The sequence below is a fragment of the Rhizobium sp. CFBP 8762 genome (assembly GCF_014841565.1).
GTDB lineage: Bacteria > Pseudomonadota > Alphaproteobacteria > Rhizobiales > Rhizobiaceae > CFBP-8762.
In genome coordinates this window covers 102,042-123,561 of record NZ_JACYUD010000006.1, presented here as the reverse complement: position 1 = coordinate 123,561, position 21,520 = coordinate 102,042, and the positions used below count along the sequence as shown (strand labels likewise).

General features: G+C 56.8%; 17 protein-coding genes. 7 read left to right on the top strand and 10 right to left on the bottom strand.

Features of this window, described 5'->3' with window-relative positions; translation table 11 throughout:
* The first annotated feature begins 3 nt into the window (after nucleotides 1–3).
* Entirely contained in the window at nucleotides 4–687 is a 684-nt protein-coding gene (locus IFT84_RS14625; protein ID WP_192120635.1) for a DUF502 domain-containing protein, read from the top strand.
* On the opposite strand, the gene recG is transcribed toward IFT84_RS14625, so the two are convergent.
* Nucleotides 674–2,794, bottom strand: coding sequence for an ATP-dependent DNA helicase RecG (gene recG, locus IFT84_RS14620; protein WP_192120633.1), 2,121 nt, complete (start codon nucleotides 2,792–2,794; stop codon nucleotides 674–676). The two genes, IFT84_RS14625 and recG, sit on opposite strands and share 14 nt — an antisense overlap.
* Before the next feature lie 93 nt (nucleotides 2,795–2,887).
* On the opposite strand from recG, the gene IFT84_RS14615 reads away from it, so the two are divergent.
* On the top strand, nucleotides 2,888–3,196 hold the full coding sequence (locus IFT84_RS14615) for an FAD assembly factor SdhE (protein WP_192120631.1): 309 nt from the start codon (nucleotides 2,888–2,890) through the stop codon (nucleotides 3,194–3,196).
* Entirely contained in the window at nucleotides 3,193–6,702 is a 3,510-nt protein-coding gene (mfd, locus tag IFT84_RS14610; RefSeq protein ID WP_192120629.1) for a transcription-repair coupling factor, read from the top strand. Before IFT84_RS14615 ends, mfd begins: the two co-directional genes overlap by 4 nt.
* A 45-nt stretch (nucleotides 6,703–6,747) precedes the next feature.
* On the opposite strand, the gene IFT84_RS14605 is transcribed toward mfd, so the two are convergent.
* The 3 genes from IFT84_RS14605 to IFT84_RS14595 all read right to left on the bottom strand — a co-directional run bounded on the left by IFT84_RS14605 (nucleotide 6,748) and on the right by IFT84_RS14595 (nucleotide 10,256).
* On the bottom strand, nucleotides 6,748–7,677 hold the full coding sequence (locus IFT84_RS14605) for a DMT family transporter (protein WP_192120627.1): 930 nt from the start codon (nucleotides 7,675–7,677) through the stop codon (nucleotides 6,748–6,750).
* Between the two features lie 70 nt (nucleotides 7,678–7,747).
* Entirely contained in the window at nucleotides 7,748–8,401 is a 654-nt protein-coding gene (locus tag IFT84_RS14600) for a DsbA family oxidoreductase (protein WP_192120624.1), read from the bottom strand.
* 16 nt (nucleotides 8,402–8,417) lie between these two features.
* The gene (locus tag IFT84_RS14595; RefSeq protein ID WP_192120622.1) at nucleotides 8,418–10,256 is read right to left on the bottom strand and encodes an extracellular solute-binding protein; all 1,839 of its coding nucleotides are present in this window, start codon (nucleotides 10,254–10,256) and stop codon (nucleotides 8,418–8,420) included.
* A 213-nt stretch (nucleotides 10,257–10,469) separates the two neighbouring features.
* Here IFT84_RS14595 and IFT84_RS14590 point away from each other — a divergent pair, with 213 nt between their 5' ends.
* On the top strand, nucleotides 10,470–11,093 hold the full coding sequence (locus IFT84_RS14590; RefSeq protein ID WP_192120620.1) for an invasion associated locus B family protein: 624 nt from the start codon (nucleotides 10,470–10,472) through the stop codon (nucleotides 11,091–11,093).
* A gap of 170 nt (nucleotides 11,094–11,263) precedes the next feature.
* On the opposite strand, the gene hspQ is transcribed toward IFT84_RS14590, so the two are convergent.
* The 3 genes from hspQ to IFT84_RS14575 all read right to left on the bottom strand — a co-directional run bounded on the left by hspQ (nucleotide 11,264) and on the right by IFT84_RS14575 (nucleotide 13,601).
* The gene (hspQ, locus tag IFT84_RS14585; protein ID WP_192120618.1) at nucleotides 11,264–11,593 is read right to left on the bottom strand and encodes a heat shock protein HspQ; all 330 of its coding nucleotides are present in this window, start codon (nucleotides 11,591–11,593) and stop codon (nucleotides 11,264–11,266) included.
* Between the two features lie 149 nt (nucleotides 11,594–11,742).
* Nucleotides 11,743–13,152 (bottom strand): type I glutamate--ammonia ligase, encoded by a 1,410-nt coding sequence (gene glnA / locus IFT84_RS14580; protein ID WP_192120616.1) that lies wholly within the window; start codon nucleotides 13,150–13,152, stop codon nucleotides 11,743–11,745.
* Between the two features lie 110 nt (nucleotides 13,153–13,262).
* A complete protein-coding gene (locus IFT84_RS14575; RefSeq protein WP_056326314.1) occupies nucleotides 13,263–13,601 on the bottom strand; it encodes a P-II family nitrogen regulator in 339 nt (112 codons plus the stop codon).
* Between the two features lie 307 nt (nucleotides 13,602–13,908).
* Here IFT84_RS14575 and IFT84_RS14570 point away from each other — a divergent pair, with 307 nt between their 5' ends.
* Entirely contained in the window at nucleotides 13,909–15,387 is a 1,479-nt protein-coding gene (locus IFT84_RS14570; RefSeq protein WP_192120614.1) for an NAD(P)H-hydrate dehydratase, read from the top strand.
* A 33-nt stretch (nucleotides 15,388–15,420) separates the two neighbouring features.
* On the top strand, nucleotides 15,421–16,296 hold the full coding sequence (locus IFT84_RS14565; RefSeq protein WP_192120612.1) for an EamA family transporter: 876 nt from the start codon (nucleotides 15,421–15,423) through the stop codon (nucleotides 16,294–16,296).
* Between the two features lie 9 nt (nucleotides 16,297–16,305).
* Here IFT84_RS14565 and IFT84_RS14560 read toward each other — a convergent pair whose 3' ends face one another.
* Together IFT84_RS14560 and uvrA are read right to left on the bottom strand one after the other, a co-directional pair.
* Nucleotides 16,306–17,112, bottom strand: a complete 807-nt coding sequence (locus IFT84_RS14560; protein WP_192120610.1) for a DUF72 domain-containing protein — start codon at nucleotides 17,110–17,112, stop codon at nucleotides 16,306–16,308.
* A 3-nt stretch (nucleotides 17,113–17,115) separates the two neighbouring features.
* The gene (gene uvrA / locus IFT84_RS14555; protein WP_192120608.1) at nucleotides 17,116–20,037 is read right to left on the bottom strand and encodes an excinuclease ABC subunit UvrA; all 2,922 of its coding nucleotides are present in this window, start codon (nucleotides 20,035–20,037) and stop codon (nucleotides 17,116–17,118) included.
* Nucleotides 20,038–20,300: 263 nt separating this feature from the next.
* On the opposite strand from uvrA, the gene IFT84_RS14550 reads away from it, so the two are divergent.
* On the top strand, nucleotides 20,301–20,825 hold the full coding sequence (locus IFT84_RS14550) for a single-stranded DNA-binding protein (RefSeq protein ID WP_192120606.1): 525 nt from the start codon (nucleotides 20,301–20,303) through the stop codon (nucleotides 20,823–20,825).
* 42 nt (nucleotides 20,826–20,867) lie between these two features.
* Here the strand turns inward: IFT84_RS14550 and IFT84_RS14545 are convergent, their stop codons facing one another.
* On the bottom strand, nucleotides 20,868–21,497 hold the full coding sequence (locus tag IFT84_RS14545; protein ID WP_192120604.1) for a MarC family protein: 630 nt from the start codon (nucleotides 21,495–21,497) through the stop codon (nucleotides 20,868–20,870).
* Between the last annotated feature and the right edge of the window lie 23 nt (nucleotides 21,498–21,520).

The following is a 21,520-nucleotide window of genomic DNA, read 5'->3' as shown; positions in this document are numbered from 1 at the left end:
TGAATGAATGACGTACCCAAGCGCGGATTTCTCGCGACCCGTCTCAGAAACTATTTCCTGACGGGACTGATCATTTGCGCGCCACTGGCAATTACGATCTGGCTGGTCCATTCGTTCATTCTGTGGGCGGATGGCTGGGTCAAACCCTACCTGCCCAGTCTGTATAACCCGGATAATTACCTGCCGTTTGCGGTGCCGGGTTTTGGACTGCTGACTGCGATCTTCGTCATCACCATGGTTGGGTTTTTAACCGCCAATCTGGTCGGGCGTTCCATCGTTGCTTTCGGTGAATCCCTGTTGAGCCGCACACCGCTGGTGCGCGGTATCTACAAGGCCCTGAAACAGATTTTTCAGACCGTGCTACAAGACCAGTCCACGTCTTTCAAAAAAGCCGGGTTGATCGAGTATCCAAGTCCCGGCCTCTGGTCGATGGTGTTTATCGCAACCGATGCGCAGGGCGAGATTGCGTCCAAGTTCAACGATATGGGGCTGGACATGGTCACCGTGTTTCTGCCGCCCACGCCGGTGCCCACGGCAGGGTTTCTGTTGTTTGTGCCACGCGACAAGATTACCATTCTGGATATGAGCGCGGAGGAAGCAGCCAAGCTGCTGATTTCCGGGGGCCTGATTGCGCCGGATTACAAGCCCAAACTTCTTGATTCCCATGGGAATGCTATCCAGCCCTGAGAAACCGGATCGCCTCATCCCGCTTGTGGAGATAGAGCAGGGTGCGCAGGGCCTCACCCCGTTCTGATGTCAAATCCGGGTCCCGCTCGATGATATAGGCGGCATCTTTTCGGGCAATTTCCAGAAGGTCGCTATGGGCTTCCAGGCTGGCGATACGAAAGCCGGGTGTTCCGGACTGGCGCGTACCCAGCACTTCGCCCTCGCCACGCAGCTTCAAATCTTCCTCGGCGATCAAAAAGCCGTCTTCGGAATCACGGAGAATGGAAAGCCGCGCGCGTCCGTTCTCGCTCAACGGTCCTTTATAGAGGAGAATGCAGGTGGAAGCGCCTTCGCCGCGCCCCACGCGACCGCGCAACTGGTGCAACTGCGCCAGCCCGAAGCGCTCCGCGTGTTCAATCACCATAATGGTCGCGTCGGGTACGTCCACACCGACTTCCACAACCGTGGTGGCAACCAGCAGGCGGATCTCACTGTTTTTGAACGCGGCCATGGCCGCATCCTTCTCATCGGCTTTCATACGGCCATGGATCAAGCCAACAGAACTGCCGAAAAGTTGTGTCAGCGTCTGATATCGCTCATCCGCCGACATCAGGTCTGATTCTTCGGACTCTTCAACCAGAGGGCAAATCCAGTAGGCTTTGCGACCGTCGGCGAGGGCCACGCGCAAACGTTCAACAATCTCGCTGATCCGGTCCGTCGATACCGTCACGGTGGTAATCGGTTTGCGTCCTGCCGGTTTCTCGGTCAGCTTGGACACATCCATATCCCCGAAAGCGGCCAGCACCAGCGTTCGCGGTATTGGTGTGGCGGTCATCACCAGCATGTGCGGTGAGACACCCTTAGAGGTCAACCGCAGCCGTTGATGCACGCCAAAACGGTGCTGCTCATCGACGACCGCCAAAAGAATATTATGGTAATTCACGGCGTCCTGAAACAGCGCATGTGTGCCGATGACGATCTGGGTTGCGCCCGACGCAATCCGCTCCAGTATCGCCTCGCGCTCGCGGCCTTTCGTGCGGCCCGTCAGCACATCCACTGTGACACCAGCACTGCCAGCAAGTTTGGAGATGGTCGCAAAATGTTGTCGGGCCAGAATTTCGGTAGGCGCCATCAGCACGGCTTGCCCGCCAGATTCTACCGCAGCTAGCATGGCCATCAGAGCAACGGCAGTTTTACCCGCGCCTACATCACCCTGTACGAGCCGTAGCATCCGCTGGTCGCTCTCCATGTCCGCCAGAATGTCGGCGAGTGCTGCAGTCTGGCTGTTGGTAAGCGAAAACGGCAGGGCGGCGAGAACCGCTTTTCGCAAATGACCGTCTGAGCGAATGGGTATGCCCGCCACCTTGCGCAGCCGTTGGCGCACAAGGGCAAGAGACAACTGCCCAGCCAGAAACTCGTCATAGGCCAGCCTGCGCCGCTGCGGGGCTTGCGCATCAATGTCGGTCTCGTCATGGGGATCGTGCAAGCGTCGAAAGCTGTCATCAACGGTTGGAAAACCCTCGCGCGCGGCAAGCGTACTTTCGATCCAGTCTGTAAAATGCGGCAGACGGGGCAGGGCCGCTTCTATACTTTTGCGCAAGCCCCGCGAGGTCAGGCCAGCAGTGAGCGGGTAGACCGGCTCCACCAACGGCAGGCCCTCGGCCTCGCTGGCGCGCACCATATAGTCCGGGTGCACCATGGAGGCCCGCCCGTTAAACCAATCCACCTTGCCGCTGACGATCACCGTTTCATCGACAGGCAGAGATTTTTCTAGCCAGTTTCCGCCGCGCGGGTTGGCGGCAACGCGGAAGAAGGTGAGGGCGAGTTCGCCCGTTTCATCCTCCATCAACACACGATAAGGCACGTTTGAGCGGCCGGGCGGCGGGGGCTGATGACGAACCACCCGACCGGTGATCGTAACGATGATACCTTGAGGTGCGTGCGCAATGCCGGGCTGGTGCCTGCGGTCGATCAGCGATGTCGGCGCATGAAACAGGAGATCGATGACACGGCAGTCTTCAATCGAGTCGCGGCCCAGCAATTTTGCATAGAGTTCGCCGGTTTTCGGACCAATTCCCGGAAGGGAGGAGAGTGAGGCAAACAGAGGATCGAGAATGGCTGGGCGCATGGCTCTAAAATGCGATGGAAATTCGTGTTTTGGCAAGGCTGACATTCACTTTTAAGCAGTTTATAGACGGACCAGATAAAAAGGACTTTGGCTATGACAGGAATGACCCGCTCCAGTGCCGATCTCGATCCCCGCCGCCGGCGCATTCTGTTTCGCGCCTGGCATCGTGGTATCCGCGAGATGGACCTTGTCCTCGGCCAGTTCGCCGATGCGGAAATCGGCACCTTGTCCGATATTGAACTGGACGAACTGGAAGTGATCATGGCGGAAGAAGATCAGGACCTGATCAAATGGGTGGTGGGCGAGCAGCCAATCCCACAACAGTATCGCACACCGCTGTTTACCCGCATCATCTCCTACCGGCCTGACTTCGCGCCCCTGTCCAGCGGGCAGGGCGCATGATTCCGGGTTTCGATCCTGAATTTCTGGTTCAGGCCCAACAGTCGTTTACCATTGGTCCCGTACCCTCCGGTGTCGAGCCGCTGATTCTGGCGGATCTGGCGCGCAGCGGCGGGCCGCTGGCTTACATCATGTCGGATGGTCAGCACATTGCCGATATGGAGCAGATGCTCGGCTTTGCCGCGCCTGATATTCCGGTGCTGACGCTTCCCGGTTGGGACTGCCTGCCTTATGACCGGGTCTCACCGAGTGCCGATATTTCCGCGCGGCGCCTGTCGGCGCTGTCCTCGCTGATTGCGCACCGCAAAAAACCGCATCCGGCGATCGTGCTCGTGACCGTCAACGCGGCGCTGCAAAAAATCGCGCCGCAGAGTGTTCTGGAAAGCCTCGCCTTCTCTGCCCGTCCCGGCGGCGTGGTGCGGATGGACGATATTGCGCAGCGGCTGGAGCGCAATGGTTTTGACCGCGTGGCAACCGTGCGCGAGGTGGGTGAATATGCCGTTCGTGGCGGTATTCTGGATGTGTTCGTACCCGGCAGTCCGGAGCCCGTACGTCTGGATTTCTTCGGCGATACGCTGGAAACCATTCGGTCATTTGATGCTGCAAGCCAGCGGACAACGGGGCAGGCGCGTTCGCTCGATCTCAACCCCATGAGCGAAGTGTCGCTGACGCCGGAGACCATCAGCCATTTCCGCACGCGCTATCTCGCCATGTTTGGCGCGGCAACGCGGGACGATGCGCTGTATCAGGCCGTGTCCGAAGGACGCCGCTACGCCGGAATGGAACACTGGCTGCCCCTGTTTTACGATGGGCTGGAAACCGTCTTCGATTATCTGTCAGACTTCCGGATCGTGACCGACCACATGACGCGCGAAGCCGCGTCCGAGCGTTCAAAGCTCGTGCAAGACTACTATGAAGCACGCCAGAGCTCCAATGTGCCGGCCAAGGGGCAGTCCACGCAGGGTACACCCTACAAGCCGGTGCCGCCGGATGAACTCTACCTTTCGACCGATGCGTTTCAGGCGGCACTGACATCCGCCAACGCCATCCGCCTATCGCCGTTTACCGAGCAGGGCGGGGCATCACGGCACGTCGTCAACATCCGCGCTTCCCAAGGTCCTCGCTGGGCGAAGGCCTCCAACGAAGCGCAGGCGGAAGGCGAGCGCGTCAATGTCTTTGACGAGGCCGTCAAGCATATTGCGGAGCGCCGCTCCAAGGGGTCCAAGGTCGTCATCTCCGGCTGGAGCGAAGGCTCGCTGGACCGGTTGTTGCAGGTTTTGGCCGAGCATGGGCTCGGCAATATCAAGTCGATCAAGGCATTTTCCGAACTGAACAGCCTGAAACCCGGCGAGGCGGCGGCCACGGTTCTAAGCCTTGAAAGCGGCTTTGAGACTGGAAACCTCGTCTTTATCGGTGAACAGGATATTCTCGGCGACCGTATGGTGCGCCGCTCCAAACGGCGCAAGCGTGGCGCGGACTTCATCGCCGAAGTTGCCGGACTTGATGAGGGCAGCATCGTCGTTCATGCCGAACACGGTATCGGTCGCTTCGTGGGCTTGCGCACCATCGAAGCGGCCGGCGCGCCGCATGCCTGTCTGGAGCTTGTCTATGCCGACAATGCCAAGCTGTTTCTTCCCGTTGAAAACATCGAGCTGTTGTCCCGCTACGGTTCCGAAGCCTCCGATGCAGCGCTGGACAAACTTGGGGGCGTTGCCTGGCAGGCCCGCAAGGCCAAGCTCAAAAAGCGCCTTCTGGATATGGCTGGCGGTCTTATTCGTATTGCAGCCGAACGCACCACGCGCCACGCGCCGGTCTTGACCACGCCGGAGGGTGTGTATGATGAATTTGCGGCCCGTTTCCCCTATGACGAGACCGAGGATCAGCTGAACTCTATCGAAGCGGTGCGGGATGATCTGGGCGCGGGTCGCCCAATGGATCGTCTGGTCTGCGGCGATGTCGGGTTTGGAAAGACAGAAGTAGCGCTTCGCGCCGCATTCATCGCAGCCATGAACGGCGTGCAGGTTGCGGTCGTGGTTCCGACCACCCTTCTCGCCCGCCAGCACTTCAAAACGTTTAACGAGCGTTTTCGTGGGCTGCCCATTCGTTTGGCGCAGGCCTCTCGTCTGGTTGGCTCGAAGGAACTGGCACTGACGAAGAAGGAAGTGGCGGATGGCAAGACGGATATTGTTGTCGGCACCCATGCTCTGCTGGGTTCATCCATCAACTTCGCCAACCTTGGCCTGCTGATCATCGATGAGGAACAGCATTTTGGTGTGAAGCACAAGGAGCGGCTGAAAGAGCTGAAATCGGATGTGCATGTGTTGACGCTGTCGGCAACGCCCATTCCGCGCACGCTCCAACTGGCGCTGACCGGGGTGCGGGAACTGTCGTTGATCACGACCCCGCCGGTGGACCGCATGGCGGTGCGCACGTTTATCTCACCGTTTGACCCGCTGGTGATCCGCGAAACGCTGATGCGTGAGCATTATCGCGGCGGGCAGAGTTTTTACGTCTGCCCGCGCCTCGCTGATTTGGCCGATATTCAGGATTTCTTGCGCAGCGACGTGCCGGAGTTGAAGGTTGCCGTGGCGCACGGACAGATGCCGGCGACTGAACTTGAAGACATCATGAACGCCTTCTACGACGGCCAGTATGATGTGCTGTTGTCAACAACCATCGTGGAGTCCGGGTTGGATGTTCCGCGTGCTAATACGTTGATCGTTCACCGTGCGGATATGTTTGGTCTAGCCCAGTTGTACCAGCTTCGCGGTCGTGTCGGTCGTTCCAAGGTGCGCGCCTTTGCGCTGTTCACACTGCCCGCCAACAAGACGCTGACGACGATGGCGGAGCGCCGGTTGAAGGTGTTGCAGTCACTGGACACGCTCGGTGCAGGCTTCCAGTTGGCCAGCCATGATCTGGACTTGCGCGGAGCGGGCAATCTGCTTGGCGATGAGCAATCCGGGCATATCAAGGAGGTCGGTTTCGAACTTTACCAGCAGATGCTGGAAGAGGCCGTAGCCGAAATGAAGGGCGATGAGGAGGTGCGCGATACCGGCTGGTCACCACAGATTTCTGTGGGCACACCGGTCATGATACCGGATGAATATGTGCCGGATTTGCATTTGCGGCTCGGACTGTATCGCCGCCTTGGCGAAATTACGGATGCCGCGGATATCGACGCCTTTGGCGCTGAAATGATTGACCGCTTCGGTCCGCTGCCGATCGAAGTCCAGCATCTTCTCAAGATCGTGTTCGTCAAGGCTCTGTGCCGGACGGCGAATGTCGAGAAGCTGGATGCGGGGCCGAAGGGCGTGGTCGTGCAACTGCGTCACAAGCAATTCCCAAATCCCGTGGGTCTGGTTGGCTTCATGTCCAAGCAGGGAACGATGGCGAAGGTGCGTCCCGACCAGAGCCTGTTTTTCAGCCGTGATTTGCCGACGCCCGAAAAGCGTCTGGCTGGAGCAGCCATGGTCATGACACAGCTTGCAAAAATTGCGAGCGAGAGTTGAGCGAGAGGCTGCGGGTTTCAGACCCGCAGCCTCTCTCGAGACAGCTTATTCCGGCAGGCCCGCCAAGCCCGCTTGAGGGTCTGCTGGGGCGAGCGACGGCGGCAGAGCCACGCCGCGCTGCTTTTCACGCATCAGCGTAATCAGCCCGGAGAAGATGATCAGCACAATTCCGATCAGCATCGGCAGATCGACCGTATCCCCGAAGACGAGATAGCCAAAGCCGATGGCCCATACCATCTGGCTATATTGTGGCGGGCCGATATAGGTGGCGGGTGCGTGCCGGGTGGCGGCCATGAGAAGCACGCCCGCGACGGCGGCAAGCAGCCCGTAACTGGCCAGCCACAACCACTGGATAGGGGTTGGCCACTGGAAGTTTGCCAGCATCAGAACGCCTGCAAGGCATAGCCAGCCGACAACGCCAGCGCCATAGAGTGAAATCCGCTTTTCAGTTGGCCCCATGGCGCGAAAAATCACGATGGAAATTGCGCCGCTCAAGCCGCCCACCACTGCGCCGAGATGCCCGATGGATAGCTCCCGGAAACCCGGGCGCAGCACAATCATGACGCCGATAAAACCGATGATCACGGCTGCCCAGCGCTGCAAGCGCACATCCTCTTTCAGAAAAACAACAGACAGGATTGTCACGAAGGACGGAAGCAGAAAGATCAGCGCGAACGCCTCTGCCATGGACAGATGCGTGAACGCAACCACGCTGCCCACCGCGCCGAAACCCGACGAACAGAAGCGCATCAGCCATAAGGGACGGTTGGTGGTTGTGATAATATCGCGCCAGCGGTCTCCCTTGCGTTTGACGAACGGCAGCGCGAACAATCCAAAGAATGCACCAAAGAACGCGACTTCGAAGTGATCGAGTGTGCCTTCAAGCATCTTGATGGAGGCGTCGCTCCAGGCAAATACGGCATAGGATGCAAAGGCCAACAAAATGCCTTTGAGTGGACGAGCGGAAGATGTCATTGCAATTTTCTGTAACTGAGGCTGAACGAGGGACCGGCATGAAGACGCCGAACCCGTTCCTACAGGGCGATTATGATGAAAGTTCGGTGGTGATCTGGCGGATTGCGTTCACCAGCACCGCAGTTGGCTGCGCGCCGGACACCGCATATTTATCGGCCAGAATAAAGCAGGGAACGCCCGTTATCCCCATTTGACGCGCCGCATCAATTTCCTTGTGAACAGTATCACAATCAGCGTCGGTTGACAGCAGTCGCTCGGTCAAGGCCCGGTCCAGACCAGCCGCCTCGGCGAGGTCAACCAGCACACCACGATCCGTCAGATCCTGTCCATTCTCGAAATACGCTTTGAACAGGCGTCCAACCATGTCGTTGTGCATGGCATTGTCTTCGATCCCGGCCCACAGAATCAGCCGGTGGCAGTCCAGCGTATTGGGGCTAAGCTTTATGGCATCGAAATGAAATGCAATACCATCTTCCCGCCCCAGCGCGGTCAGCCGATCATGCGCCGCCTTCACGGCATCCGCGCCGCCGAGCTTGTCGGCCAGATGGCGCTTATGGTCTACGCCGTTCACGGGAATGTCCGGGTTTAACTGATACGGACGCCAGACGACATGAGCGGCCACGTCATCCCTAAGGATATTCAGCGCGGCTATCAGGCGGGCGCGGCCAAGATAGCACCAGGGACAGACAACATCGGAAACAATATCGATATTGATGGAATGCATGGTGTTGTCCTGAATTTCACTGCGCGCGTTCATCCCACCAGGTCGGCAGGGTGTATCCGTATAGGGGCATTTGCGCGGGATGGCCAATATGTTTGTGGCGGGCCACCCATTGTTCGCCCAAATGATAGAGTGGCACGACATAGCTACCGGACAACAGTAGCCGGTCATGGGCGCGTACGGCAGTGCGGAATTCTTCAGGCGTCCTGGCCTGCAACAGCGCGTTGATCATCCGGTCCGTGTCGGCATCGGCTACGCCGGCAAAGTTTTCGCTGCCCGAACGATCCCGTGCTTGCGAACTCCAGCGCGACATCTGTTCCATGCCCGGGGATAAGGATGATGGAAAGGAACGCAGGATCACATCATAATCAAAGGATTGGCTGCGACTTTGATACTGGCTGTCATCCACAGTGCGCACCGAAACGGCAATGCCAAGTGCGGCCAGAAAACGTTTGTAGGCGAGTGCAAGTTTCTCCTGACCCTCGTTCTGCGTCAGGATTTCAAAGGCGAGCGGCTTACCAGCCGCATCCGCCATCACGCCGTTTTGAATCGTAAATCCCGCGTCCTTCATCAGGTCGACAGCCTGGCGCAAAATTTTTCGATCCCGCCCGGAGCCATCGCTGACAGGCATGCGGTAGGATCCATCCAGTATGGACGGCACCACTTTTGCCGTTGCCGGACCGAGTAACATTCGCTCGGCCTCGTCGGCAGGCATGCCGAGGGATGACAGGTCCGAGTTCTGCCAGTAGCTTTCGGTTCGCTTGTACGCGCCTGCATACAGATTGCGGTTGACCCATTCAAAATCAAAAACCAGTGAAAGACCGCGCCGCAAATTCACGTTGCTGAACATGGATTGGCGCGTGTTGAAGACGAAACCGAACATGCCGGATGGCGTCTTTGGCGTGAACGTCTCTCGGATCACCTCACCGGATTTAACCGCAGGAAAATCGTAACTGCGCGCCCATTTGTTGGGGCTTCCTTCCGGAAAAACATCAATGTCACCCTTTTTGAACGCTTCAAACAACGACGTTTCCTGGAGGAAATATTCAACGGAAATCTCGTCGTAATTGTCCTGACCCACCTTGGAAGGAATGGTCCAGCCCCAGTAGTTCGGGTCCCGAACGTAGGTAATCTTTTCCCCCTGCCGGATAGTGCCCACCCGGTACGGTCCGGAGCCAACAGGCGGGGTCAGCGTCGATTGGTCGAAGCTCTCGACATTGGTGGCATGTTTGGGAAGGATCGGTGACAGTGCCAGAAGCATCGGATATTCCCGGTCTGCGTCCGGTTTGAATGTGAACCGCACACTGCGCTCACCAATCTTTTCCATACGCTCCACTTTGGACAGGCGCGTGCTGAAAGGAGCGCGGCCTTTTTCTGCAAGTAAACTGAAGCTGAACAGAACGTCCTCTGCCGTCACCGGCTGGCCGTCCGACCAGTGTGCCTCTGGGTTGAGGTTGAACTGTATGAAGCTGCGCGTCTCGTCGGTTTCAATGGACTGCGCCAGCAAGCCGTACATGGTGAAGGGCTCATCCCGGGAGCGCTGCATCAGCGATTCAAAAACAAGATTGCCATATTCCGGGTCCCACATGCCGCGCGCGGTGGTGCGCATGCTTTTGAGAACGAACGGGTTGAGGCTATCGAACGTGCCAATGACGCCGTAGGCAATTTTACCGCCCTTTTTGACGTTTGGATTGACGTAAGGAAAGTGTTTGAAATCGGCGGGCAGGGCGGGTTGTCCATGCATGGCCAGCCCATGAACCGGCTGCGCCGACGAAACCGACGGTGCAAACCCTGTCACGATCGCCACAATCGCCAATAGATATGCTCTCACCCGCTTCTCCTTACCGTCTTTCACCATGATGCAACGGCGTTATGACAGGAAAATAAGAATGAAGAATGGAAAAAATGAGCCAAGGGTCTGGATATAAGCCCTTCGTCATTGTAACAAACGTGCAACGACGCGGGCCATGCAATTGCCTCAATTGGCCCACAGGAGAGCGTACGGCAGACCATTCACTGTGGGCGGCGACCGGTCGCTTTGACAAAACGAATTCAGGAGATAGACATCGTTATGATCTTCACGTCAAAAATTGCAAATCGGGCTGCGCTGTCGGCTTTGGCGCTTTCGTTTGCAAGCGCAACCGCACCGGCATTCGCTCAGGCTCCCGCCGGAGCCCCGCGTCAGGGTTGGTTCAAGGTTTGCACCAAGCAGGAAGATAACGATGTCTGCATCGTCCAGAACCTGTTGACCGCAAACAATGGTCAGCTTGTCACCGCTGTTGGCCTGATCACCGTTGAAGGCAAGGTTAACCGCAAGATCATTCAGGTGTCGGTTCCCTCGGCTCGCCTGATCCAGACCGGTATCCAGATGCAGATCAATGGCGGCAAGGCTGCCAAGCTTGATTATGCTGTTTGTATGCCTGACAAGTGCGTAGCGGAAGCTCCTTTGACAGATGCTACAATTGCTGCATTGAAGAAGGGCAACGAGGTCGTGTTCACCTCGGTCAACTTCCAGCGTGCGCCGAACCCAATCAAAATTTCCCTCGATGGCTTCACCGGCGTGTTTGATGGCGCTCCTATCGAGCAGTCGAAGCTGGAAGAGCGTCAGCGCGCCCTGCAGGAAGAAATGCAGAAGAAGGCGGAAGACGCTCGCAAGAAGCTGGAAGATGCCCAGAAGGCTGCCAAGCAGCAGTAAGCTGGCAATGACTTCATTAAAAAAGCCCGGCTTTGTCCGGGCTTTTTTGTAGCTGCTGTTTGCTGCGGCTAGAGCATAATCCGACCGGCGCGAAGCAAGGATCGATAAGATTACGTTTAAATCATAGATGTATAGAGCGCCGTTCTGTCTCAATCAGCACGAAAAGCGCTCTAATGGGCGTAAACGGCCTTCGGCTTGTACTGGCCGCTGTTGGCAGGGCTGAACAGCGCGTCCACCTGGCTGTGGCGCATCGGCATATCACTGTCGTCGCCCACCAGATTCTGCTCGGATACGTAGGCTACGTATTCCGACTCATCATTTTCCGCGAAAAGATGGTAGAATGGCTGGTTTCGATCCGGACGGATTTCTTCAGGGATAGCGTTCCACCATTCCTCGGTGTTTGCAAATTCGGGATCGACGTCAAAAATAACGCCCCGAAATGGAAACACGCGATGGCGGACAACCTGACCAATCGTAAATTTTGCGTCTCTCTGTTTCATGGCATCAGTTCCTTTCGCCTTATCATGTGGTGATCTTTGAGCGAACATCAATAGTTCGTTTGCGACAGCCGCACGACAATTTCACTGACTTCTAAACGACGAAAGGCGGGACATGGGTCCCGCCTTTCGCACATATCCATCGGAATATTTTATACCGAATAGTACATGTCGAACTCGACGGGGTGCGGCGTCATTTCGAAGCGCATGACTTCCGCCATCTTCAGCTCAATGAAGCTATCGATCTGGTCGTCGTCAAATACGCCGCCAGCTGTCAGAAACTTGCGGTCGCGATCAACGCTTTCCAGTGCTTCACGCAGCGAGGCGCAAACCGTTGGAATCTTCTTCAGTTCCTTTGGTGGCAGGTCGTACAGATCCTTGTCCATAGCCTTGCCGGGATGGATCTTGTTCTTGATACCATCGAGACCGGCCATCAGCATGGCAGCGAAAGCGAGATAGGGGTTGGCTGTTGGATCCGGGAAGCGGACTTCAACGCGCTTTGCTTTCGGGTTGCTGCCGAACGGAATGCGGCACGATGCCGAGCGGTTGCGAGCCGAATACGCTAGCAGAACCGGTGCTTCGTAGCCGGGCACGAGACGCTTGTAGGAGTTCGTCGAAGGGTTGGTAAAGGCGTTGAGCGCCTTGGCGTGACGAATGATGCCGCCGATGAAGTACAGGCATGACTCCGACAGACCGGCATATTCGTCACCAGCAAAGGTCGGCTTGCCATCTTTCCAGATCGACAGGTGAACGTGCATGCCCGAACCGTTGTCGCCAAAAATGGGCTTCGGCATGAAGGTTGCTGTTTTGCCATAGGCATTGGCGACCTGATGCACAACGTACTTATAGATCTGCATCTTGTCGGCGTTGCGTGTCAGGGCGTCAAACTTGATACCAAGTTCGTGCTGTGCAGCAGCCACTTCGTGGTGGTGCTTTTCAACCGTCACACCCATTTCAGACAGAACGGTCAGCATTTCCGAGCGCATATCCTGAGCGCTGTCGATTGGCGGAACGGGGAAGTAACCGCCCTTGACGCGGGGGCGGTGGCCAAGGTTGCCGGTGTCGTAATCGGTATCGTCGTTGGAAGGCAGTTCGGTACAATCCAGCTTGAAGCCCGTGTTGTAAGGATCAGCCTTGTACTTCACGTCATCGAAAACGAAGAATTCAGCTTCAGGACCTACGAACACGGTATCACCGATGCCGGAAGCCTTAAGGTAGGCTTCTGCCTTCTTGGCTGTCGTGCGCGGGTCGCGGTTATAAGCTTCGCCGGAAACCGGATCCAGAATATCGCAGAGCAGAACCATTGTAGACTGCGCGAAGAAGGGGTCCATATGGGCCGTTTCCACGTCCGGCATCAGAACCATGTCGGATTCATTGATCGCCTTCCAGCCACCAATCGAAGAACCGTCAAACATCACGCCATCGGCGAACATGTCTTCGTCCACACAGACAACATCCATGGTGACGTGCTGAAGCTTGCCCTTCGGGTCGGTAAAGCGCAGGTCAACAAACTTGACGTCGTTATCTTTGATTTGCTGTAGAATTTCACTTGCAGTCGTCATGATAGACAGTTCCTGTATGAGATGACGTTGTTCCTGAATGCTCAGGAGACTTGACTTCGATCTACGCATTGTCCGGAGGTAAAAGCGAACCCGCTTTTACTGGAAATGCTCTAAATGGCATCTATGCCTGTTTCACCGGTGCGGATTCGGATAACCTCTTCCACATTGGAAACGAAGATTTTACCGTCGCCGATGCGGCCCGTTTGCGCAGCGTTGCGAATAGCCTCAATGACAGCATCCGCATTTTCGTCCGCCAGCACGACCTCGACTTTCACCTTTGGCAGAAAGTCAACGACATATTCTGCCCCACGGTATAGCTCCGTGTGACCCTTCTGCCGTCCGAACCCCTTGGCCTCCGTGACAGTGATGCCCTGCAAACCGACTTCTTGAAGGGCTTCCTTCACCTCATCGAGCTTGAAAGGCTTAATGATCGCTTCGATCTTTTTCATGAGAAAATTTCTCTCCGCTTCTCCCGTTAAGCAGGATCATACCCGCTGCCGATATTAATGCACTTAGCGTGCCAGTTTGGTGATTTCGTCAAATTGTTCCCGAATTATTTCTGGAAACAGCGGAAAGATTGAGGTTTGTCGGTGCTAGCAGCAAAAAATCCATCAATTCCTCCAGATTTTTTTCGTCAATACACTTCTAAAATACAGGCGCCGTGTGCAAGCTCACTGTCTAAAAATTGAGCATTTGCACGATTAAGTCGCCCTCTGCCCATATTGTCACGTGCACAGCTTAAAGGCATCATACGGCATGGACTCAATTACACAACATTGGATCATCACACCCGATGGTATGGGCAAGGTGGACGCTGCCGCCGCGCAATCGGGCCTTGATAGTTTTGGACTGATGCGGGCTGCGGGATCTTCAGTTGCAGCAGCAGCACTGCGGGATTTTCCCCAGGCACAACGGTTTTGCGTTCTGTGCGGGCCCGGTAATAACGGTGGTGATGGTTATATTGCGGCAACGGCGCTGGCCCAAAGCGGCGCAAGTGTTGACGTCTTTTCAACTGGAAATGGAGATCAGTTGAAAGGGGACGCTAAACGGGCGTTCGATGCATGGGAAGGTCCCGTGCACGCAATCAGCCAATGCGTTGTCACTGACCGCGATGTCGTCATCGATGCCCTTTTTGGTGCAGGCCTGTCCCGTACCGTTTCGGATGAGATCGCCGCAGTGATCCATCGTGTGAACGCAAGCGGCGTTCCCGTCGTAGCCGTCGATCTGCCGAGCGGCATTTCAGGACACAGCGGTGCTGTGCTTGGTGCGGCCTTCAAGGCCAGCCTGACGGTAACCTTCATGTGCAGAAAGCCCGGTCATTTGCTGTTGCCCGGGCGCGTGCATTGTGGGCGGTTGGATGTCGTCGATATCGGCATTCCCAAGCGGATACTGGAAACGCAAAAAAGTACGATTGTGGAAAATGGCCCGTCAGTGTGGGCCAGCGCGTTACCGACCGAAGATCTATCCACGCACAAATACCGCAAGGGCCATCTGGCGGTGTTTTCGGGAGGCGCCCTGCATACCGGTGCGGCACGGCTGGCATCGATGGCAGGGTTGCGCAGCGGGGCCGGTCTGGTCACGCTGGCAAGCCCTCAAGATGCACTGGCCACCAATGCAGCCCATCTGACGGCTGTGATGCTGAAAGAAATCAATACCAAAGCCAATGTGCGGGAGTGGCTGGACGATCAACGCTTGACGACGTTTGTGCTTGGGCCCGGCTTCGGGATTGGGCAAAACGCGCGGGACATCGCGCTGGCAGTTGCTGACCGGCGCCTGGTGCTGGACGCAGACGGCATCTCGTCCTTCAAAGATAACCCGACGGAGCTGTTTTCTGCGTTCTCGAACGGTGACACCCGTTTGATTCTGACACCACACGATGGTGAGTTTGCAAGGCTGTTTCCTGATATTGCCGCCGATGACATGTTGTCAAAAGTGGAAAAGGCTATCGAGGCGGCGCGCCGGTCCCATAGCGTGGTGATCCTGAAGGGCGCTGACACGGTGATTGCGGCACCGGACGGGCGCGCGGCCATCAACACCAACGCACCCCCATGGCTGGCTACAGCAGGATCCGGCGACGTTTTGGCTGGCATTGCCGGTGCGCATCTGGCGCAGGGTATCCCAGCTTATGAGGCAGCGGCCTCGGCCGTGTGGCGGCATGGACGTGCGGGCCTGAGGCTCGATGCGACGGCGACAGCGGAAGCGCTGGTGGATTGCATTCCGCCGCTCGACCGGTAAAACGGGGTGCGAACGCTTTCAGCAGGATTCCCCATGAAAAAGATTGATATTGCCTTGGCCGTCATCGTGGCTGCGCTTTGGGGTTTTTCGTTTGTGCCTGTGCGCCTTGGTCTGTCGGAATTTCCGCCGTTGATGTTTTCGGCACTGCGGTTTCTGTCCGCAGTGTTTCCGCTGGTATTTTTTATCCGCAAGCCCAATGTGCCGTGGCCGATCGTGTTCGGGATCGGCCTTTTTCTGGGAGTGGGTACATTTCCCCTGCTGTTTCTCGGCATCAAACTGGGCGTTCCTGCCGGTATCGCGTCGTTGCTGATCCAGACTCAAGTGTTGTTTACCGTCGTCATGGCTGCGATCATTTTGCGCGAGACCATCCGGCCCATGCAGATCATTGGCATCCTGATTGCTTGCGGGGGGATGGGGCTGATTGTGCTGACGCTGGATGCCCGGTTCACCGTAACGGGGTTCGTTCTGGTGCTGGCGGCAGCACTTTGCTGGGCCTCGTCCAACGTGCTGATGAAAAAGGCTGGCAATTCCGACATGCTTGCGCTGATCGTATACGCCAGCCTTGCTGCGCCAATACCGGTTCTGCTCATGTCCTTCTATTTTGAAGGTTGGAGCGGTGATGTCGCGGCCTTTTCCCACGTCACCTGGGTCGGTGTCCTATCAGTTTTGTATAACGGGTTGATTGCTACAGTGATCTGTTTCTTCGTCTGGGGACGACTGATCAAGCAATATGGGGTAGGGCAGATCGCGCCGTTTGCGCTGCTCGTTCCGGTGTTCGGCATGTCGTCTGCGGCATTGTTTCTTGGCGAAGCATTTGGGCCCATCCGCCTCGCCGCAGCCGTTCTGGTTATTTCAGGCCTTGTGCTGACAGTGCTGAGATTTTCCCGCCCTGTCATACCCGCAACTTAACGGCTTGCTTTAAGTTTTAAGCTTAGCCGCTAGTGAGCGCGCACCATTGGGCGCATTCACCTTGCCCTCATGAATAAAGTAAACAAACACATCACGGGCCTGCTTTTTCGGTTTTGTATCCGGATCGGACAGGGGAAGGTCATCCGGCTGCTCGCCCTTGGCCCATACTGTAACGCGATCCGCCCATTCGTTCAGCGCGTCTTCTGGGTAGCAGGTTTCGATATCGTCGCTGCCACGCTGCAAGCGCGCGTACACAAAATCGGCGGTTACGTCGGCAATTTCCGGATACTCGTTGTGATGCGCATAGACGATTGCGCAATTGTGCTTACGCGCCAGTGAGAGGAATTCGGCGCAGGCAAATGTCGCGTTGCGCACTTCCAGCGCATGGCGCAACGGCAGCCCCTCCAGCTTATCTGGCAATAGCTCAAGAAACGCGCCGAAGTCATCGGGGTCAAACCTCTTGGTCGGCGCGAACTGCCACAGCAACGGGCCCAGATGATCACCCAGTTCCGTCAGACCCGAGCCCAGAAACTTGGCCACAGACTCCCCGGCTTCTGCCAGAACTCGACGGTTTGTGACGTAACGGGTCGCTTTCAAGGAAAAGACAAACCCGTCGGGCACTTCGCTCGCCCATTTGGCAAAGGTTGCCGGCTTCTGCGTGCTGTAATAGGTGCCGTTGACCTCGATGGTGGCGAGCTCGCCGGCGGCAAACCGCAACTCGTCCTTCTGCTTCAGGTCATCGGGGAAAAACGTTCCCCGCCATGGCTCGAAGGTCCAGCCGCCAATCCCTGTGCGTATCATGCCCTGACGTGCCATAGGTTACTCCGCCGCCTGTATTTTCTTCATCGGTCGCCGCTCCAGCAATTCCTTCAGGAAGTGGCCGGTGTGAGAGCGCTCTTCATGCACGATGGATTCCGGAGTTCCAACTGCAATGACCTCGCCGCCGCCATCGCCACCCTCCGGCCCGAAGTCCAGCACCCAGTCTGCGGTCTTGATCACCTCAAGATTATGCTCAATGACGACGACGGAATTGCCCTGATTGACCAGTTCATGCAGCACTTCCAGCAGTTTTGCCACATCGTGGAAGTGCAAGCCTGTCGTCGGCTCGTCCAGAATATACAGCGTGCGCCCGGTTGAGCGCTTCGACAACTCTTTAGCCAGCTTCACACGCTGCGCCTCACCGCCTGAAAGCGTATTGGCCTGCTGGCCAACCTTGATATAGCCAAGGCCCACTTCTTTCAGCGTTGCGAGTTTGTCGCGGACCGATGGCACAGCCGCAAAGAACTCGACGCCTTCCTCAACCGTCATATCCAGCACGTCGGCGATGGATTTGCTTTTAAACGTAACATCCAGCGTCTCACGATTGTAACGCTTGCCGTGACACACGTCGCAGGTCACGTACACATCGGGCAGAAAGTGCATCTCAATTTTGATTACGCCGTCACCTTGACATGCCTCACAACGACCGCCCTTGACGTTGAAGGAGAACCGGCCCGGCTGATAGCCGCGCGCCTTGGCTTCTGGCAGACCAGCGAACCAGTCGCGGATCGGCGTAAACGCACCGGTATACGTGGCCGGGTTGGAGCGCGGTGTGCGTCCAATCGGCGACTGATCGATATCGATCACCTTATCAATGTGCTCGAAGCCATCGATCCGATCATGCTCTGCCGGGTTTTCACGCGCGCCCATGACGCGACGGGCTGCGGCCTTGTACAGCGTTTCAATCAGGAATGTGGATTTGCCACCGCCGGACACACCGGTAACAGCGGTAAAGACGCCGAGCGGTATAGACGCTGTGACATTCTTGAGGTTATTGCCGCGCGCACCGACGACCGTTAGCTGCTTGTTCTTTTTTGTCTTGCGACGCTCGGCAGGCACACTCACGGCCAATTCGCCGGACAGATATTTACCGGTCAGCGATCTCGGATTGGCGATAATGTCGGCGGGCGACCCTTCAGCGATAACCTCGCCGCCATGGACACCCGCAGCCGGGCCAATATCGACCACGTAGTCCGCCGTCAAAATTGCATCCTCGTCATGCTCGACGACAATGACGGTATTGCCGATATCGCGCAGATGGCGCAGCGTATCCAGAAGCCGCGCATTGTCGCGCTGGTGTAGGCCAATGGACGGCTCATCCAACACGTAGAGAACGCCCGTCAGACCCGAGCCGATCTGCGAAGCCAAACGAATGCGCTGGCTTTCACCCCCGGACAAGGTCCCCGAATTTCGCGACAGGCTGAGATATTCCAGCCCGACATCGTTCAGGAAGCGAAGCCGCTCGCGAATTTCCTTAAAGATTCGCGCTGCAATTTCATTCTGTTTCGACGTCAGTTTTGCCGCCAGCGTCTCGAACCAGTCACGCGCAACACGGATCGACATTTCCGTGACTTGACCGATGTGCAGCCCATCGATCTTGACGGCCAGTGCCTCGGGTTTCAACCGATAGCCCGCGCAAGCGGGGCAGGGTGCCGCCGACATATAGCGCTCGATTTCCTCCCGCGCCCAGGTCGAATCGGTCTCTTTCCAGCGGCGCTCAAGGTTGGGGATAATGCCCTCGAAATCCTTGGAGGTGGTATAGCTGCGCGCGCCATCCTTGTAATGAAATTCGATGCGCTCTTTCGTACCATGCAAAATGGCGTGTTGCGCGCTGTGCGGAATTTCGGTCCACCGCTGTCCCAGCTTGAATCCGAAATGGCTGCCGAGAGCCTCAAGAGTCTGCGTGTAATAAGGAGACGAGGATTTTGCCCAGGGGGCAATCGCGCCATCGCGCAATGTCCGCTCAGGCTCCGGAACGATCAATGCGTCATCGATCTTCTGCTGGCTGCCCAAACCATCGCAGGTCGGGCACGCGCCAAACGGGTTGTTGAAGGAAAACAGACGCGGCTCGATTTCAGGGATCGTGAAACCGGACACCGGGCAGGCGAACTTTTCTGAAAACAGAACCCGCTCATGCGTTTCATTCAGCGACTTGTTGGCAGAACCACCGGCGGACGTATCCTCGGCACGCAGCGGCTTGTCGGCAAACTCGGCCACGGCCAGACCATCGGCAAGCCGCAGCGCCGTTTCCAGACTGTCTGCCAGACGAGAGGCGATATCGGTGCGGACCACGACACGGTCCACAACAATGTCGATATCGTGCTTGTATTTTTTGTCGAGTGTCGGGGCCTCGGCAATTTCGTAAAATTGCCCGTCGATCTTGACGCGCTGAAAGCCCTTTTTCATCAGCTCTGCGAGTTCTTTTTTATACTCGCCTTTGCGTCCGCGCACCAAGGGTGCAAGGATAAACAGCCGGGTGCCTTCCTCAAACGCCAGAACGCGATCCACCATCTGGCTGACCGTCTGGCTCTCGATCGGCAAGCCGGTTACAGGTGAATAAGGGACGCCCACGCGCGCAAACAGCAAGCGCATATAGTCATAGATTTCGGTAACTGTTCCGACGGTCGAGCGCGGATTGCGCGACGTGGTTTTCTGCTCGATGGAGATGGCGGGCGAGAGACCTTCGATCTGGTCCACGTCCGGCTTCTGCATCATCTCCAGAAACTGCCGGGCGTAGGCGGACAGGCTCTCAACATAGCGCCGCTGCCCTTCGGCATAAATCGTATCAAAGGCGAGCGAGGATTTTCCCGAGCCCGACAGGCCCGTCATAACGATAAGCTTGTTTCGAGGCAGATCGAGATCCACCCCTTTGAGATTGTGTTCGCGCGCGCCGCGTATCGAAATGGTTTTCAGTTCGCTCATCTTGTCCAGCTTTAAGTGAAACAGTCCGGCTCTATGTAGGAATTGCTGCGGTGGAGTCGAGCGTAATCGTGAAATTCGCAAATGGGTGTAGCGACTCCCTTGACTCTCGACATGGCCTTTATTAGAACAAAAAATGAACGTTGCAAAGTGAAATTTGTTGTTGATCACGGGAGATTGGTTGGTACGGGCGTAGCCGATATCGACTAGGGTAAGTCTCAGTTTTTGAGCGCTCGAATTCTTCGCGCAAGAAATAGGAAAATACGATGGCTGGAAGCGTCAATAAGGTAATCTTGATTGGAAATCTGGGTGCGGACCCGGAAATCCGCCGCACGCAGGATGGCCGCCCCATCGCCAACCTGAATATTGCAACCTCAGAGACCTGGCGCGACCGCAATTCGGGCGAGCGCAAGGAAAAGACCGAATGGCACCGCGTCGTTATCTTCAATGAAGGCCTCTGCAAAGTCGCGGAACAGTATCTGAAAAAGGGTGCCAAGGTTTACATCGAAGGCCAGCTTCAGACCCGCAAATGGCAGGACAAGGACGGTCAGGACAAGTACTCCACCGAAGTCGTGTTGCAGGGCTTCAACTCGACCCTCACAATGCTGGATGGCCGTGGTGAAGGCGGCGGTGGTGCACGCGGCGGGTCGGCTGATTACGGCGGCGGCGGCGGTGGAAACTTCGGCGACGATTACGGCCAGTCCAACACGCCTGCGCGTTCCGGCGGCGGAAACACGGGCGGCGGGGGCGGTGGTTTCTCCCGTGACATGGACGACGACATTCCGTTCTAGGATTGTTGATAAAGCGACCTTCGGGTCGCTTTTTTTATGGCGTCAAATGGCAAACGCGGATTTCACGCCATCCACCACGAACTGAACGGCAAGAGCGGCGAGGATCACGCCCAGAAGCCTTGTCAGAATTGCGCGGCCTGTTGCACCGAGAAATCGGTCCAGTCGCTCCGCAATGACGAGAGCGCAGAAGAGAATACCGACACAGACGCCGATCACGGTGATCAGTTCCAAACGCTGTACCGGCTGGGCGAAAGAACCCGACAGGAGTATAACCGCCGAAATGGCACCGGGTCCGGCAATCAACGGAAGCGCCAGCGGAAAGACCGATATGTTGCGGATATGGTCTTGCGTGATGGCAACCTCACCGGTTTTTTCCTTGCGCTCCTGACGGCGCTCGAAAATCATTTCGAATGCGATCCAGAAAAGCAGCACGCCACCGGCAATGCGAAACGCGCCAATGGAAATGCCGAGCAGCCCCAACAAGCTGTTACCGAACAACGCGAACGCCGCCAGAATGCCGAAGGCAATCAGCGACCCGCGCAGCGCCACCTGAAACCGCTCCGTGCGGGTCATGCCCATGGTCAGGCTGAGAAAGATGGGTGCCAGCCCCGGCGGATCAATGGTGACCAGAATGGTCGTCAGCGCATTGATCAGAAGATCGAGATGAATCATGGTCGGCCCTTTTGCTGGCAATC